The organism is Mycobacterium colombiense, from assembly GCF_003284935.1.
In the GTDB taxonomy this organism is placed as follows: domain Bacteria; phylum Actinomycetota; class Actinomycetes; order Mycobacteriales; family Mycobacteriaceae; genus Mycobacterium; species Mycobacterium arosiense_A.
The window spans coordinates 1-13494 of record NZ_QMEV01000038.1 but is presented as its reverse complement, the minus strand read 5'-3'; the positions used below and the strand labels follow the sequence as shown (position 1 = coordinate 13494).

The 13494-nt window shown below is 66.8% G+C and carries 15 protein-coding genes and 1 tRNA gene; 4 read left to right on the top strand and 12 right to left on the bottom strand.

Going from position 1 to position 13494, the window contains the following annotated elements:
• Positions 1-2: 2 nt before the first annotated feature.
• Genes DQP57_RS16895 through DQP57_RS16880 form a run of 4 tightly spaced genes read right to left on the bottom strand, consistent with a single transcriptional unit; the run spans position 3 to position 3311 of the window.
• Positions 3-455 carry a MarR family winged helix-turn-helix transcriptional regulator gene (locus DQP57_RS16895; protein WP_112633991.1) on the bottom strand — a complete coding sequence of 151 codons (453 nt, stop codon included), beginning with the start codon at positions 453-455 and terminating at the stop codon, positions 3-5.
• Between the two features lie 11 nt (positions 456-466).
• On the bottom strand, positions 467-1714 hold the full coding sequence (locus tag DQP57_RS16890) for a metal-dependent hydrolase family protein (RefSeq protein WP_112633990.1): 1248 nt from the start codon (positions 1712-1714) through the stop codon (positions 467-469).
• Complete coding sequence (locus DQP57_RS16885) at positions 1711-2046, bottom strand: hypothetical protein (protein WP_205869149.1); 336 nt, start codon at positions 2044-2046, stop codon at positions 1711-1713. Before DQP57_RS16885 ends, DQP57_RS16890 begins: the two co-directional genes overlap by 4 nt.
• Positions 2043-3311, bottom strand: a complete 1269-nt coding sequence (locus tag DQP57_RS16880) for an aromatic ring-hydroxylating oxygenase subunit alpha (protein ID WP_112633989.1) — start codon at positions 3309-3311, stop codon at positions 2043-2045. Before DQP57_RS16880 ends, DQP57_RS16885 begins: the two co-directional genes overlap by 4 nt.
• Positions 3312-3496: 185 nt before the next feature.
• On the opposite strand from DQP57_RS16880, the gene DQP57_RS16875 reads away from it, so the two are divergent.
• On the top strand, positions 3497-4897 hold the full coding sequence (locus DQP57_RS16875) for an aldehyde dehydrogenase (protein WP_112633988.1): 1401 nt from the start codon (positions 3497-3499) through the stop codon (positions 4895-4897).
• Here the strand turns inward: DQP57_RS16875 and DQP57_RS16870 are convergent.
• Complete coding sequence (locus DQP57_RS16870; RefSeq protein ID WP_112633987.1) at positions 4894-5088, bottom strand: long chain fatty acid-CoA synthetase Faa4p; 195 nt, start codon at positions 5086-5088, stop codon at positions 4894-4896. The genes DQP57_RS16875 and DQP57_RS16870 overlap by 4 nt on opposite strands.
• A gap of 437 nt (positions 5089-5525) precedes the next feature.
• On the opposite strand from DQP57_RS16870, the gene DQP57_RS16865 reads away from it, so the two are divergent.
• Positions 5526-5741 (top strand): hypothetical protein, encoded by a 216-nt coding sequence (locus tag DQP57_RS16865; RefSeq protein ID WP_112633986.1) that lies wholly within the window; start codon positions 5526-5528, stop codon positions 5739-5741.
• A gap of 23 nt (positions 5742-5764) precedes the next feature.
• Here the strand turns inward: DQP57_RS16865 and DQP57_RS16860 are convergent, their stop codons facing one another.
• From DQP57_RS16860 to pgm, 5 genes are all read right to left on the bottom strand, one after another.
• A complete protein-coding gene (locus DQP57_RS16860; protein WP_112633985.1) occupies positions 5765-7903 on the bottom strand; it encodes a hypothetical protein in 2139 nt (712 codons plus the stop codon).
• Between the two features lie 155 nt (positions 7904-8058).
• Complete coding sequence (locus DQP57_RS16855) at positions 8059-8370, bottom strand: hypothetical protein (RefSeq protein WP_112633984.1); 312 nt, start codon at positions 8368-8370, stop codon at positions 8059-8061.
• 37 nt (positions 8371-8407) lie between these two features.
• Positions 8408-8480, bottom strand: a tRNA-Ala gene (locus DQP57_RS16850).
• A 56-nt stretch (positions 8481-8536) separates the two neighbouring features.
• Entirely contained in the window at positions 8537-9706 is a 1170-nt protein-coding gene (locus tag DQP57_RS16845) for an MFS transporter (protein ID WP_289176499.1), read from the bottom strand.
• 92 nt (positions 9707-9798) lie between these two features.
• The gene (pgm, locus tag DQP57_RS16840) at positions 9799-11439 is read right to left on the bottom strand and encodes a phosphoglucomutase (alpha-D-glucose-1,6-bisphosphate-dependent) (protein ID WP_112633982.1); all 1641 of its coding nucleotides are present in this window, start codon (positions 11437-11439) and stop codon (positions 9799-9801) included.
• 101 nt (positions 11440-11540) lie between these two features.
• Between pgm and crcB (DQP57_RS16835) the strand changes: the two genes are divergently transcribed.
• Together crcB (DQP57_RS16835) and crcB (DQP57_RS16830) are read left to right on the top strand one after the other, a co-directional pair.
• Positions 11541-11939: a fluoride efflux transporter CrcB gene (gene crcB, locus DQP57_RS16835; RefSeq protein WP_112633981.1), complete on the top strand. Its 399-nt coding sequence runs from the start codon at positions 11541-11543 to the stop codon at positions 11937-11939.
• Positions 11936-12319 (top strand): fluoride efflux transporter CrcB, encoded by a 384-nt coding sequence (gene crcB, locus DQP57_RS16830; RefSeq protein ID WP_112633980.1) that lies wholly within the window; start codon positions 11936-11938, stop codon positions 12317-12319. Before crcB (DQP57_RS16835) ends, crcB (DQP57_RS16830) begins: the two co-directional genes overlap by 4 nt.
• 15 nt (positions 12320-12334) lie before the next feature.
• Here the strand turns inward: crcB (DQP57_RS16830) and DQP57_RS16825 are convergent, their stop codons facing one another.
• Positions 12335-12961 carry a GNAT family N-acetyltransferase gene (locus tag DQP57_RS16825; RefSeq protein ID WP_112633979.1) on the bottom strand — a complete coding sequence of 209 codons (627 nt, stop codon included), beginning with the start codon at positions 12959-12961 and terminating at the stop codon, positions 12335-12337.
• Between the two features lie 38 nt (positions 12962-12999).
• A complete protein-coding gene (locus DQP57_RS16820) occupies positions 13000-13356 on the bottom strand; it encodes a DUF488 domain-containing protein (RefSeq protein WP_112633978.1) in 357 nt (118 codons plus the stop codon).
• Positions 13357-13494 lie beyond the last annotated feature (138 nt).

Here is a 13494-nt window from a genome sequence, read left to right as displayed (position 1 = left end):
GGTCAGCCCTCGACATGGTCGTTGAACAGCTCGTGGCCGGTGCCCTTTTCGACCACCCGGCCCAGCAGTTCACGCAGGGTCCGTTGCTCCTGCTCGGTCAGCACGCCGAAGACCTCCTGGTGGGCGGCGATCGCGTCGTTGACCACCGTTTCGGCGACCTTGCGGCCTTCCGCGGTCAGGTAGGCCCGCAGGATGCGGGCGTGCTGGGCATCCTGTTTTCGTTCCACCAGGCCGCGGCGCTGCAGGGCGGTGAGCGCGAGCTGGACGCCCTGCGGACTGATCAGCAGGCGCCGCGCGAGTTCGGCGCCGGACAAGCCGGGTTCGTTGGCCAGTTGGCGGAGCACGCCGATCTGGGCGGTGCTCACGCCGTGTTCGCGCATCGCCTCGTTGATGGTGGTCAGCGAGTAGTAGAAGGCCTGCTTGAGCAGCCACAGGATGTTGTCGGTGAGTTCCATGCCCGCCTCCGTTACGCCGCGGGCGCTTTGTAGATCTGCCCGTTTTTCATGACAAAGCGAACGTCGAGGGTGGTGGCGATGTCGGCGAACGGGTCGCCGGGAACGGCGATGATGTCGGCCAGATAGCCGGGCGCCAGCCTGCCCAATTCGTCGTCCGCCTCGATCAGCTCGGCGGCCACCACGGTGGCCGCGCGGATCGCTTGCGCAGGGGTCATGCCCCGTTCGACCAACGCGCCCAGTTCCTTGGCGTTTTGGCCATGCGGTATGGCCGGCGCATCGGTGCCGCACGCGATTCGCACACCCGCGTCGATGGCCTTGGGCAGCATCGACTTTGCCCGCGGGAACACCTCGAGTGCCTTCTTGCGTAGTTCCGGCGCGATGCGATCGATGGCCATGGCGTCGGTCAGATACGTGGTCGAGACCAGGAACGTGCCGTGATCAACCATCATCTGGATGGTCTCGTCACTGGCCAGGAAGCCGTGCTCGATGCAGTCGATGCCGGCGCGAATGCACGCTTGAATTGCGCTGTCCCCCACGGCGTGTGCGGCCACCCGGACTCCGGCGCGGTGGGCCTCGTCGGCGATCGCGGCGAACTCGGCATCGGAGTACTGCTGGGCGCCCGGCGCCGTGCTGTGCGACATCACCCCGCCCGAAGCGGACACCTTGATCAGCTTGGCGCCGTGCCGGATTTGGTAACGCACACACGCGATCACGTCGGGCACCCCATTGGCGATACCTTCGGCGACCGAGAGCGGCATGACCCCGGGGGCCAACCGCTGGAAGACCGTCGGGTCCAGATGCCCGCCGTACGGGGTGACAGCATGCCCGGCGGGATAGACGCGCGGTCCGACGTGCCAGCCCTGGTCGATGGCGCGCTGCAGCGCCACGTCGAGCAGGTACCCCCCGGTCTTGACCATCAGCCCGAGATTGCGCACCGTGGTGAACCCGGCCTCCAGGGTGGTGCGCGCGTTGACCGCGCCGCGCAGCGTGCGGTAGGCGGGGTCGTCCTGGACGCCGTGCATCGGCGAGGGCAGCCCTTCCGGTCCCCCGGGCCCGCCGATGAGCAGGTTGAGCTCCATGTCCATCAGCCCCGGCAGCAACGTCACGTCGCCGAGATCGATGACGGTGGCCGAATCCGGAAGCGGCTCTTCGGGATTGATCGCGGTGATGCGTTCGCCGTCGATCACCACCTCCGCCGGCGTGTGGATCTGACCGGTCACGACGTCAGCCCACCGCGCCGCCCGCAGCACGAAGGTCATGGAACGGGCTCGGACACGCAGTCCAGGGTCGAGGCCCCCGAATCGGGGACGCGCGGCTGTTTCCAGCACTCCACCGGGAACGACACCATGATCATCGAGTACAGCAGGTGCATCAGGTTCGCGACGTCGTCGGGCAGGTCGTCGAGAGAGAACTTGTCGCAGAACGCCAGCGCCTCTTCGGCACGCGGGGTGATCGCGTCGTAAAACGCCTTCATTTCCGTCATGGAGCTGGCCAGCCTCTTGGCGTAGCGTTCCGGTTCGCTGGGCAGGCACCACTCGGCGAACCGTTCGAGGTCGGCGAACTCGGCGGGCAGCATCGACATCGTGTTCACACTCCTGCCGTGGAGGTCCGGCGATAGTCATCGATCCAGGCGGCCGTCTCCTTGTGGAGGTGACGGATCAGGACCTCCTGGTCGCAGAGCAGGAACTCGTCGATCACCTGGGATTCGAGCATCGTCTGCGTCGCCTCCAGGGTGTTGGCGTCCTGCAGCCCGTATTCCTTGAACGACACCGCCGCCAATTCCTGAGCCACCCGCTCGCGCGGGGTACGCGGCGCCGGGAAGTACAGCGTTCCTTCGAAGAGGTGGCTGTTATATGAGGTCGGCCAGTAGTGATAGGTCAAGTACCAGCCCTGCCCCCAGAACAGGATCACGAAGTTGGGGAACAGCTGGAACGAGTCCAGGCCCCACGGGTCGCATTTGGCGGGATTGAGCCCGGCGGGCATCGGCCCGAGATCGGGCTTGTCCCAAGGCCCGAACAGTCCGCTCTGGCAGATGTCCTCCATCGGCTTGCGCATCTCGTCGGCCATTTCCCAGGCCCGCACCCCCGACGTGCTGACCAGCCGGTGTGGTCCGTCCAGCCGGTAGTGCGGGGCTTCAAAGCCCGCCTCGGCGGCCGCCTTTGAGTACGCGGTCGGTGACTGGTTCGCGTGCAGGACCGGCGCGTGATAGAACTCCTGGAACGCGTCCATGTAGAGCTTCCAGTTCGCTTTGACCTCCGAGCGGTAGTACCAGCGGGAGGTCATCTTGTCGAAGGGGTAGCCCTGAAGCCCGGTGACCATGGGCCCCAGGAACTCTCGCAGCGACTGCTCGGGTTTCTTGGCGAAGTTGACGAAGATGAAACCTTCCCAGACCTCGCAGTGGACCGGCACCAGGCCGTAGCGACTCTTGTCGAGGTTGAAGAACTCCTCCTCCTGCTGCACGAAGGTGAGGTTGCCGTCCAGGTCGTAGCGCCAGGCGTGGTATTTGCAGGTGAACTGCCGGCACACGCCGCTCGTTTCTTCCTGCGGCATGTCGTTCCACACCAACTTGTTGCCGCGGTGCCGGCACACGTTGTGGTAGGCCTTGATGTCACCAGATGCCGTGCGAACCAAGATGATTGAGGTGTTGACGACCTTCAGCTCCCTGGTGAGGTAACTGCCCTTACGCGGAAGCTGTTCAACGCGACCGACATTGAGCCAGGCGCGTTTGAAGATCGCCTCGCGTTCCAGCTCGTAGATCTCCGGGCTGATGGAGTCCTCGTACGACACCGGGTCGGTGCCCAATTCCGGATAGTGCTCGGTCCAGCTGCCCTCCGGCGGTTTGGGGAATCGAGCCATGATCGCTCCTTATGCAGTCCAATGTCGGAGAACGCTCGGCGCCCAGCCGCGTACCGCAGTACTGTCTGCGCGAAACAACCAGCTGCGCACCGGTTTCACCGATCCCTGAGAGCTCCGTCACGGCCGACGGTATATCCTCGACCCCATCAATAGCAAGTAGTTGATATTGGCCTCGGGAGGCACGGATGGACCGCAACGTCGTGCAAGTCATCTCACCACACACGGAAGAGCCCATCGCCGAGGTCGATGCGGCGGGATCCGAGGGCGTCGACGCCGCGGTGGCCGCCGCGCGTGCGGCCCTGACCTCGGCCTGGGGGCGCAGCGAACCGTCGGAACGGATCGCCGCGATCCGGCGCCTGGCCGATATCTATGACGGGCGTCGCGGCGAGATGGCCGACACCATCACCGCCGAGATCGGCGCGCCGATCAGCTTCGCCCAGCGCGCCCAGGTGGGCCTGCCCGCATTCATGATCCGCGCGTTCTGCGATCTGGCCGAGCGGCATCAGTGGCAGGAGACCAGGGCCGGCTTCTTCGGCAGCGACGTGCTGGTCCGCAAGGAGCCCGTCGGCGTCGTCGCCGCGATCGTGCCGTGGAACATGCCCCAATTCCTCATCGTCACCAAGCTGGTGCCCGCGCTGTTGGCCGGCTGCGCCGTCGTGCTCAAGCCGGCGCCCGAAAGCCCCTTGGATGCCCTGCTTTTAGCCGAGATGATCGACGAGGCCGGCCTGCCTCCCGGCGTGGTCAGCGTGCTGCCCGGCGATGCGACACTCGGCGCGTACCTGGTCGGCCACCGCGGAGTGGACAAGGTGTCCTTCACCGGCTCCACCGCGGCGGGTCGCGCCGTCGCCGCGGCCTGCGCCGCCAATCTGACCAAGGTCAGTCTCGAACTCGGCGGGAAGTCCGCGGCGCTGGTCCTCGACGACGCGGCGCCCGAGAAGGTCGCCGCCGGGGTGCGATCGGCGAGCCTGTCCAACAGCGGCCAGATCTGCAACGCGCTGACCCGCGTCCTGGTGCCCCAGGCGCGCCACGACGAATACGTCGACGCGCTCGCCGCCGAGATGGCCGGCCTGCGCGTCGGCGATCCCGGCGACCCGAAAACCCAGCTCGGTCCCCTGGTCTCCCGTCGCCAGCAGCAGCGCGTTCGCGACTACATTGACGTCGGGCAGCAGGAGGGGGCGCGACTGGTCGTCGGCGGCTCCGACATGCCCGACGGACTCGACCGCGGCTGGTACGTCCGACCCACCCTGTTCGCGGCGGCCGACAACGCCATGCGCATCGCGCGGGAGGAGATCTTCGGCCCCGTCATCACCGTCATCCCCTACCGGGACGAGGACGAGGCGGTGCAGATCGCGAACGATTCGGACTACGGCCTGGCCGGATCGGTGTGGGGCAACGACACCGAGCGGGCCCTCGGACTCGCCGCGCGGATCCATACCGGCACCGTCGGCATCAACCAGGGCTACACCATGGACCCGTTCGCGCCTTTCGGCGGCGTCAAGGGCAGCGGCTACGGCCGTGAACTCGGCCCCGAGGGGCTCGACGGCTACGTGGACACGAAATCGATCGCCATCGCGCCGGGGGGCTAGCTCGTCTCGCTGGTGACGTAAACGGCGACATAACCGATCGGGATGCCGGTCCAGGTCGCGATGCATTCCCGGGCGGCCAGCTCCACGGTGGCCCGGGTGCTGGCGCGGGTGGCCCTGCCGACCTCGGGAATGCGGATCATCCATCCGTCCGCGTCACGAGTGATCTCGATGTCGAAGCACTGGCCGACCATGGGGCACGTCACGCGGGGAGCGACCCGCGCTCGGCGGGCACTGCGCAATGTTTGACGGCGCAGCAGAGTGGGCTGAACAGACATGGCTGCTTTCCTGAGTCGCGAACGAACCGCGGGCAAGAGTAATCCAGCATCGAGGGGAAAACCTAATTGGCGATCTCGGCCGGATAACGACCAATTGGCGACGTCCAACGGGCCGCACCGACGGGTGGTGGCGCGCCCTGGAGTCGCTCGCGTCAATCGCCTCGGCCCGAAGCGATTTCGTCCATGGGACCTGACGGTGGAGAGCCTGACCGGCGAGCGATATCAGCGCGTCGATCGGGCCGCCCGCCGTGTTGATCGCGTGACCGTCGCCGCCAACCGGCGCCGCGCCTACAATGTGATGTAGGCCACACCTGGGCGTGGTATGTTGCGGGCGTCACATCGAAGGAGATTTCATGGTTGTCGTGGATCGTCCTCATAAGACCGTCGTCGCGCCTCGTACCGGCGCGGCGGTCAATTCACACCGTGTGCTCGTCGCCTTCCTGACCGTCACCGTCTTTATCTGCGCGATCGTGGGCGTCGTCGCGGCCGCGATGATGGGGCAAACCACCGCCGCGCTCCTGATCGCGCTGGTGGCCGGCGGATGGTTCTCGGCCGCCGCCTTCTGCTGACCACGGCGAAGGGCCCCGACTCGCTACGGTGAGTCCCGCTCGTCGCAGTGCACCAGCCCGCGCAGCAGGCCCGGATCGCTCTGCGCCCGCAGGCGGCGCCGTCCGTCCGCCCCGGTGTCGACCCCCACGGGTACCTCGCGGCCACCCGCACTGGCCGGATCGACGAAAAGCTCCAGCTCGTCGGCGTCGACGAACAACACGGCGTCATCGTGCGACAGCCGCCACGGGTGGCCATCGGCCGGCCACCGGCCACCGACGACGCGGACCCCGTCCACATCGCCCGCCTGATCGTCGTCCGCATCGGCCATGACGCAATCGATCCACAGCTTCGCCGGCACCGGACGGAAGTACACCGCGAGGCGTTGGCGGTTGAGGTCGACGGCGATCGGCATTCCGATCGGAGGAAGCGAGGTGCCCTCGGGTTGGTCGTTCAGCGATTTCTTGACCTGACGAGAACCGATGCCGGTGCCGAACCAGTCGATGGTCAGGACGGTGGTGATGTACTGCGCGATCGCGACGGTCAACAGACCGCCCGCGCCGGCGGCACCCACCCCCGCCGCCCCCGCTACCGCCGTCACCGGCAGCGCGAGCAGACCGACGACGGCCGCCGCGCCCGCGGCCGTGGCCACCTTGCCGGCCGCGGTCAGGCTGAATTCGGCGTTCACGTCGGGCTCGGAGTTCTGCGCCGGTCGCACCCCGACGGTTCGCGGTAGCCGATCGAATCGCTCGCTGACCCGCTTGACCTCCGCCTCGTAGTCTTCGGCGCTGAGGTGGCCGGCGCGCTTCTTTTGAGCGGCGAGGTTCAGCGTCTCTTCGAGAAGCTCGATGGTGTCCACGTCTTTGCGCAACAGTTCATTGTCCTTGGGGTCGCGGGGGATGTCGCCGAGGCCCATGTCGTAGGTCACCTTGAAGGTGGCGTTGAAGTCATAGAGCTTGGTTTCGGCGCTCACGGCGCCGTCGACGACCAACCGGCCGTCCCCGGTCCGCGGCACGATGTCGGCGTCGAGGGCGTCAAGGCTCCGGTCTTGCCCGCCGATGCTGATGGTCTTCGGCCCCGCCAGCGCGCACGGGGCATCGGGGTCGAAGTCGCTCGCGTCGAGATCGAAACTGTTCATCACGGTGTCACGGACCTGCCGCAGAATGCTCCACCCGGTGGCGGCCAAAGCCGCCCTCTCACGCGGGTTTTCGGCGAGAACAGACGGGGGCAGCTCCTCACCGGGCGGCAGTTCGCGCAGCGTCTGCAGCTGCACCACCATGGATTCTTCGGTGGTCTGCATGGCCGGTGTGCCGACGTCGAAGCGCTGCACGATGGCGTCGAGGTCCTTGACCGTGCTGTCGTCCTGCGCCTCGGGATCGACGTCCACGGGCGACGGCAGTAACGCCTGAATCCCGTTGTCTCCCATCGCCTCCAGTTGCGGGCGGACCGCGTCGGCGATTTGGGCCGCGAGCGAGTCGAGTACCCTGGTTCTGGCTTCATCGTCGGACAGGCCGGGGTGTTGCAGCTTCTCCAGGTTCACCATCAGCTCCCCGGCGATGCTGTGGATCCAGTACGCCTCGGCGTAGTCGAGTTCCCAGCTGATCCGCGGGTCCTGTCCGGCGAAGACCGTCACCCCGCCCTCACGCCGCTCGACGTGCGGACCGAACAGCCACCCGACGTGCCGGTCCGGCAGCGGCTGGGCCACCAGCGCGGGGGCGTCCTGGGCGGTGAAGTTCAGCGCGATCGTCTGCTTGCCCGGCTCTAACCGGTGCGGCTCGAGCTGATCGTGAATCGTCAACCGCCCGAACAACGGAATCTCGTTGTAGGCAATCTCGCGCGACTCTCCGGCGCGCGGACCATCCGGGATGGTGATCGTCGCGGGGGGCAGCGAGACCAGCGGGATGCAGGTGACCGAATCGATCACGATCTTCGATTCGAAAATCACCAGGTCTATCGCGAAATGCCGCAGCGGGTCGCGGACTTCCCCGTCGGCCTCCTCCTGCCACAGCCGCGCACGGGCGTCGAGGACGAACCAGACGCGGTCCAGGGTGAGGTCGAGGGTGGCCGTCGCCGAGTAGCCGGTGCCGTCCACCGATTGCGTGTACTTGTCGCCGCTGAACATCTCGGCCGTCTGATCCTGCACGCGTTCGCGATGGATTTCGATGATCGTGTCGGGGCGATGCATGTCATGACTCCGTCCCTCGGCGGCACGCATGATGCCGTCGTTGTATACGCGGTTGTGTCGGCCCGCTCAAATGGGTGGTGGATGCCGCGCCAGAAAAAGCGGCCGCCAAAGCTGTTGCGCTCGACCACAACTCGTTCGCAACCTATCGGGCGTGCCTACGGACGTTCTTCAATCACGCACTGAACGATGCCGTTGGCAAAGCTCGGGTCGAATCCCATCTGCGCCACTCTGTGGGCCTCTGCGGCCGGGGTCACCCCGGAATCGAGATCCTGCTCGATAACGCCGACGAGTTGGAGGTTTTGCGGGTCGTGCCCCGCGATCGGCTCGGTCATCTTTCCCACGCAGCGGCGATAACCGCTGTAATCGGCGTGCGCAGACGCCATGAGCACCGCCGGCCCGACAATCAAGACCGCAATGGCTACGCCAACCGCGGCGAGGACGTAGATGACACGCACGGCTTGCTGCATACCCAGCTCTAACGCTCGATAATCAGCAAACGCTCGGTGGAGCTAAGGGGACTCGAACCCCTGACCCCCACACTGCCAGTGTGGTGCGCTACCAGCTGCGCCATAGCCCCGAGAAGTCGTGCCCATCGAAGCTACACCACCGGTTACCGTCCTTCAAAGTTGCTGCTCAGACCGGCTCCACGTCCGCCTCGGACGCCAGGAGGTCCGCCTCGAGATCCGCCACCGTGCGGGTCTCCGGCGCCACCACCCAGCCGATGGCGGCGATCAGCAGCACGATCCCGCTGATGACGAAACCCCACATGTAGCTGAACTGCTCGGCGGCCCACCCGACCGCCATGGACCCGACGATGGCACCGAGGTCCGACATCATCTGCACCGTCGCCACGGGAAGGCCCGCGCGCGCCTCATTGCCCAGGATGTCGGCGACGGCGGCCTGCAACGGCGACATGTAGATGCCCGTCATCGCCCCGACCACGGCCGCCGCGACCATGAAGACCGACAACGACGACACAAAGCCCAGCCAGACGGTCGCCGCCCCGGACGTCACCAGGCCGACGATCAGCAGGGTGCGCCGGCCCATCCGGTCGGACAGGTAGCCGCTGGGTATGACGGCCAACGCGTTTCCACCCGCGAACGCCGCGAGCACCACGCCGATGATCCCGATGCCCCTGCCCATCACGTCGGAGATGAACAGTGGGACGAGCGCGACGCGAAGACCGAACGCGGACCAGCCGGTCGCGAAATTCGACAGCAGCGCCGAGCGGTATGCGCGCACCCGCAGCGCCTCGCGCAGCGTCACGGTGGATCGGGTCGGGGGCGGCGGCGCGGCCAGCGCCGAATTGCGCAGGCTGTAGAACAGCACCACCGCGACCGCCAGCATGGCGACGCCGTAGACGACGAACGGAGCGGTCAACCCCCACCCCGCCGCCAGGCCGCCGACCGCCGGGCCGCCGACCGCGCCCACCATGAACGAGGTGGTGAACAGCCCGGCGATCCGGCCGCGCGCATCGGGAGGACTGATGTGGATCATCAGTCCCAGCGCCGAGACATAAAACATCGTCGACCCGATGCCGCTGAAAACCCGGAAAAGCATTAACTGCCAGTAAGCCTGGGAGAAGGCGCACGCGGCGGTGGACACCGCCACGATCAGCAAACCGCCGATGTAGATGCGTCGCTCACCCAACCGTTCGGTGAGCAGCCCACTGATCGGTGCGAAACACAACCGGCTCAATGAAAAGACGGTGACCAAGAAAGTCACCGCCTTGATGCTGACCCCGAAGGTACGCGCAAAGGTCGGCAATGCCGGCGAGATCACGCCGTAGCCCAGGGCGATCATGATATTCGCCCAGCTCAGAATCCAGACTTCGCGCGGCAGCCGGCTGGAACGGGACGCACGCCCCCCCGAGCGGGCAAGACGGAGGGAAAAGGTCACCCAATGACTTTATTAACCACCTCGCGCGCGGTTTCCTGCACCTCCGCCAAATGCTCAGGCCCCTTGAAGGATTCCGCGTAAATCTTGTACACATCCTCGGTGCCCGACGGGCGCGCGGCAAACCACGCATTGGCCGTTGTCACCTTCAATCCACCCAGCGGTGCGCCATTGCCGGGCGCCGCGGTCAGCTTCGCGGTGATCGGCTCCCCCGCCAATTCCGTCGCGGTCACCTGGTCGGCGGAGAGCTTCGACAGGCGCGCCTTCTGGTCGCGATCGGCGGGTGCGTCGACGCGCGCATAGAACGGCGCGCCGTACTCGTCGGCCAGCTGCTGATAGCGCTGGGACGGACTCAGCCCGGTGACCGCGAGAATCTCGGACGCCAGCAGGGCCAGGATGATGCCGTCCTTGTCGGTGGTCCACACCGAACCGTCCCGCCGCAGGAACGACGCCCCGGCCGACTCCTCGCCGCCGAAGCCGATGGTGCCGTCGATCAGGCCGGCGACGAACCACTTGAATCCGACCGGCACCTCGATCAGCTTGCGGCCGATGCCGGCGACCACCCGGTCGATCATGGACGAACTGACCGCGGTCTTGCCGACGGCGATGCCGCCCGGCCACGACGGCCGCCGGGTGTAGAGGTATTCGATGGCCACCGCGAGGTAGTGGTTCGGGTTGAGCAGGCCCCCGTCGGGCGTGACGATGCCATGGCGGTCGGAGTCCGCGTCGTTGCCGGTCGCGATCTGGTAGCGGTCGCTGTTGGCGATGATCGAGATGAGCCCGGCCATCGCGTCCGGCGAGCTGCAGTCCATCCGGATCTTGCCGTCATGGTCGAGGGTCATGAACCGCCAGGTCGCGTCGACCAGCGGGTTGACCACGGTCAAATCCAGGCGGTGCCGCTGGGCGATCTCGCCCCAATAGTCCACGCTGGCCCCACCCAGCGGGTCGGCGCCGATGCGCACCCCGGCCTCGCGGATGGCATCGAGGTCGACCACGGTGGGCAGGTCGTCGACGTAGTTGCCGAGGTAGTCGTGGCGCTGCACGGTCTGCAGCGCGCGGGCCAGCGGAATGCGCTTGATCCCCGACCCCTCGCGCAGGATCTCGTTGGCGCGCTTGGCGATCGCGTTGGTCGCGTCGGTCTCGGCCGGGCCGCCGTTGGGCGGGTTGTATTTGAAGCCACCGTCTGCGGGCGGGTTGTGCGACGGGGTCACGACGATTCCGTCGGCCAGCGCGTCAGTGCGGCCCCGGTTGTAGGTGAGGATCGCGTGGCTGACCGCCGGGGTGGGCGTGTACCGGTCGCGGGAATCGATCATGGCGACGACGTCGTTGGCGGCCAGCACCTCCAGCGCCGACACCCAGGCCGGCTCGGAAAGCCCATGCGTGTCCCGGCCGATGAACAACGGGCCCGTCACACCATGTGCGGCGCGGTACTCGACGATGGCCTGCGTGATCGCCAAGATGTGCGCCTCGTTGAACGCGCCGTTGAGCGCCGACCCGCGATGGCCCGACGTGCCGAACGCCACCTGCTGGGCGACGTCACCGGGATCGGGCGCGATCGAGTAATACGCCGTCACCAGGTGGGGCAGATCGACGAGGTCTTCGGGCTGGGCCGGCTGACCGGCGCGAGGGTGGGCCACCATGGTTATCAATTCTGCCCGTGTCCCTGTCCCCCCGGGCTGCGCCGGTCTGGACGTCGGCCATACGCTGCGTAGCGCACCGGCAAACGAAGGGAACCGACGCCTTGGCTCAACGGGACTATCGCGAATTGGCCGCGGTGTTTGCCGGCGGTGCGCTGGGCTCCCTGGCCCGCGCCGCGCTGAGCACACTGGCGCCCGGCGATCCGGCGAACTGGCCATGGCCCACGTTCGCGGTCAACATCGTCGGCGCCTTCCTGGTGGGTTACTTCACCACGCGGCTGCTGGAGCGGTTGCCGACATCGAGCTACCGGCGGCCCCTGCTCGGCACCGGATTGTGCGGCGGTTTAACCACTTTCTCGACGATGCAGGTCGAGACGCTGAGGATGATCGAGCACGGCCACTGGGGCCTGGCCGTCGGATACACGGCCACCAGCATCGTGCTGGGATTGCTGGCGGTGCACCTTGCCACCAAATTGGTGCGGCGGGTCCGGGTGCGTCGATGACGGCCGCCACCGTGACGACGGCTCTGGTCTGGGTCGGCGTCGTGCTGATCGGCGGCATCGGGTCGGTACTGCGCTTCGTCATCGACCGCGCCGTGGCGCGCCGGGCTACTCGGCCGTTTCCGTTCGGCACGCTGACCGTGAACATCAGCGGCGCAGCGCTTTTGGGCTTCCTCGGCGGGCTGGCGTTGAACAAGGAGGTGGCCCTGCTGGCGGGCACCGCCTTCGTCGGCGCCTACACCACGTTTTCAACCTGGATGCTGGAAACGCAGCGGCTCGGTGAGGAACGTCGGTTGCGCGCCGCGCTGGCCAACATCGTCGTCAGCGTGATACTGGGCGAAGCGGCGGCATTGATCGGACAGCAGATCGCACAACAGCTTTGAGCGCGCGGCCTGGCCTCAGGCGTCACGGCGCCGAGGGATGTCCTGCGGGGTGCGGGGTAACACGTAGAGGGCCATCCGCCGATTCGACATGTCATGCTCACCGAGAAATGTGCAACCGCTGCGCTCACAGAACCTGCGCGCCAACACGTTACGGTGGTCGGGATCGAACATGATGCGGCGACATTGCGGATCGAGGGTCAGGATGCTGACCACGAGATAGGGCAGCAGGTAGCTGACGTGCCCGCGCTCGATGTGGTCCAAATCGGCGACCGCAACGTGCAATCCCAGGTCGTGGGGGTGGTGCTCATATCGTGCGGCAATGGAATCCTTTGCCGCCCTGTATAACTCGATATACGCGCGATCGACGCCGTCAAGGGTGGCGATGAAAGGGCGCGAAAACCCGCCTTCCAGTTGCGCCCGCAGGTAGCGATGCCACCGCCGCACCGGCCAGTTGGACTCCCAGGCCTGCACCAAGTGGGGCCGGCTCATCCACTCCGAGATCATCTCCGCGTCGGCGTCCGGGTCGACGACACGCAGTCCGTAGGGCTCGGGCAGGTCCGGGATGGGCGGCGCCGGGACGCTGCTGATCGCCTCGGGCAGATCGATCAGTTCCCGAGGCAGGATGGGCTGGGCGTCACTCATTTCTGCACGAGCCTACGACGTTGCTGGTGAAACGCGGTTCAGCGGGCTTTGAGGAGCTTCGCCAGGACGGCCGCCTGGCTGATGTCGACGTCGCGAGTCGCGGTGACCAGCGTGACCGACCCGCGCCTGGCGAGCTTGCGCAGCTCTTCCAGGGCGCCGCTGTCGCGCAGCTCGCTGGTGTAGCGTGTCGCGAATTCGTCGAACCGGTCCGCGTCGTGCTGATACCACTCGCGGAGGTCCTTCGACGGCGCCACGTCCTTGCACCAAATGCCCACTCGCGGATCGTCTTTGCGCACTCCTCGCGGCCAGACCCGATCGACCAGCACGCGCTGCCCCTCGTCGGGGCCCACCTCGTCGTACACCCGCGCCACCTGGATCCGGCCTTTCGCGCTCACCCCGTCCAGCGTAGCGAGCGCGTGTCGGAGGTACCGCTTATAGTCGAATGTATGTTCGAATCACTGGCCCATGTCGACCCGGCGGCCGACGAGTCGACGCTGATCGAGCGCATCGCCGAGTTGGAGTCGATCAAGTCC

Excerpts from the sequence above, each read along its gene's own strand:
- DQP57_RS16895 (WP_112633991.1), bottom strand. The coding sequence starts at position 455 with ATGGAACTCACCGACAACATCCTGTGGCTGCTCAAGCAGGCCTTCTAC.
- DQP57_RS16890 (WP_112633990.1), bottom strand. The coding sequence starts at position 1,714 with ATGACCTTCGTGCTGCGGGCGGCGCGGTGGGCTGACGTCGTGACCGGT.
- DQP57_RS16880 (WP_112633989.1), bottom strand. The coding sequence starts at position 3,311 with ATGGCTCGATTCCCCAAACCGCCGGAGGGCAGCTGGACCGAGCACTAT.
- DQP57_RS16875 (WP_112633988.1), top strand. The coding sequence starts at position 3,497 with ATGGACCGCAACGTCGTGCAAGTCATCTCACCACACACGGAAGAGCCC.
- DQP57_RS16870 (WP_112633987.1), bottom strand. The coding sequence starts at position 5,088 with ATGGTCGGCCAGTGCTTCGACATCGAGATCACTCGTGACGCGGACGGA.
- DQP57_RS16865 (WP_112633986.1), top strand. The coding sequence starts at position 5,526 with ATGGTTGTCGTGGATCGTCCTCATAAGACCGTCGTCGCGCCTCGTACC.
- DQP57_RS16860 (WP_112633985.1), bottom strand. The coding sequence starts at position 7,903 with ATGCATCGCCCCGACACGATCATCGAAATCCATCGCGAACGCGTGCAG.
- DQP57_RS16855 (WP_112633984.1), bottom strand. The coding sequence starts at position 8,370 with ATGCAGCAAGCCGTGCGTGTCATCTACGTCCTCGCCGCGGTTGGCGTA.
- DQP57_RS16845 (WP_289176499.1), bottom strand. The coding sequence starts at position 9,706 with ATGATCGCCCTGGGCTACGGCGTGATCTCGCCGGCATTGCCGACCTTT.
- pgm (WP_112633982.1), bottom strand. The coding sequence starts at position 11,439 with ATGGTGGCCCACCCTCGCGCCGGTCAGCCGGCCCAGCCCGAAGACCTC.
- crcB (WP_112633980.1), top strand. The coding sequence starts at position 11,936 with ATGACGGCCGCCACCGTGACGACGGCTCTGGTCTGGGTCGGCGTCGTG.
- DQP57_RS16825 (WP_112633979.1), bottom strand. The coding sequence starts at position 12,961 with ATGAGTGACGCCCAGCCCATCCTGCCTCGGGAACTGATCGATCTGCCC.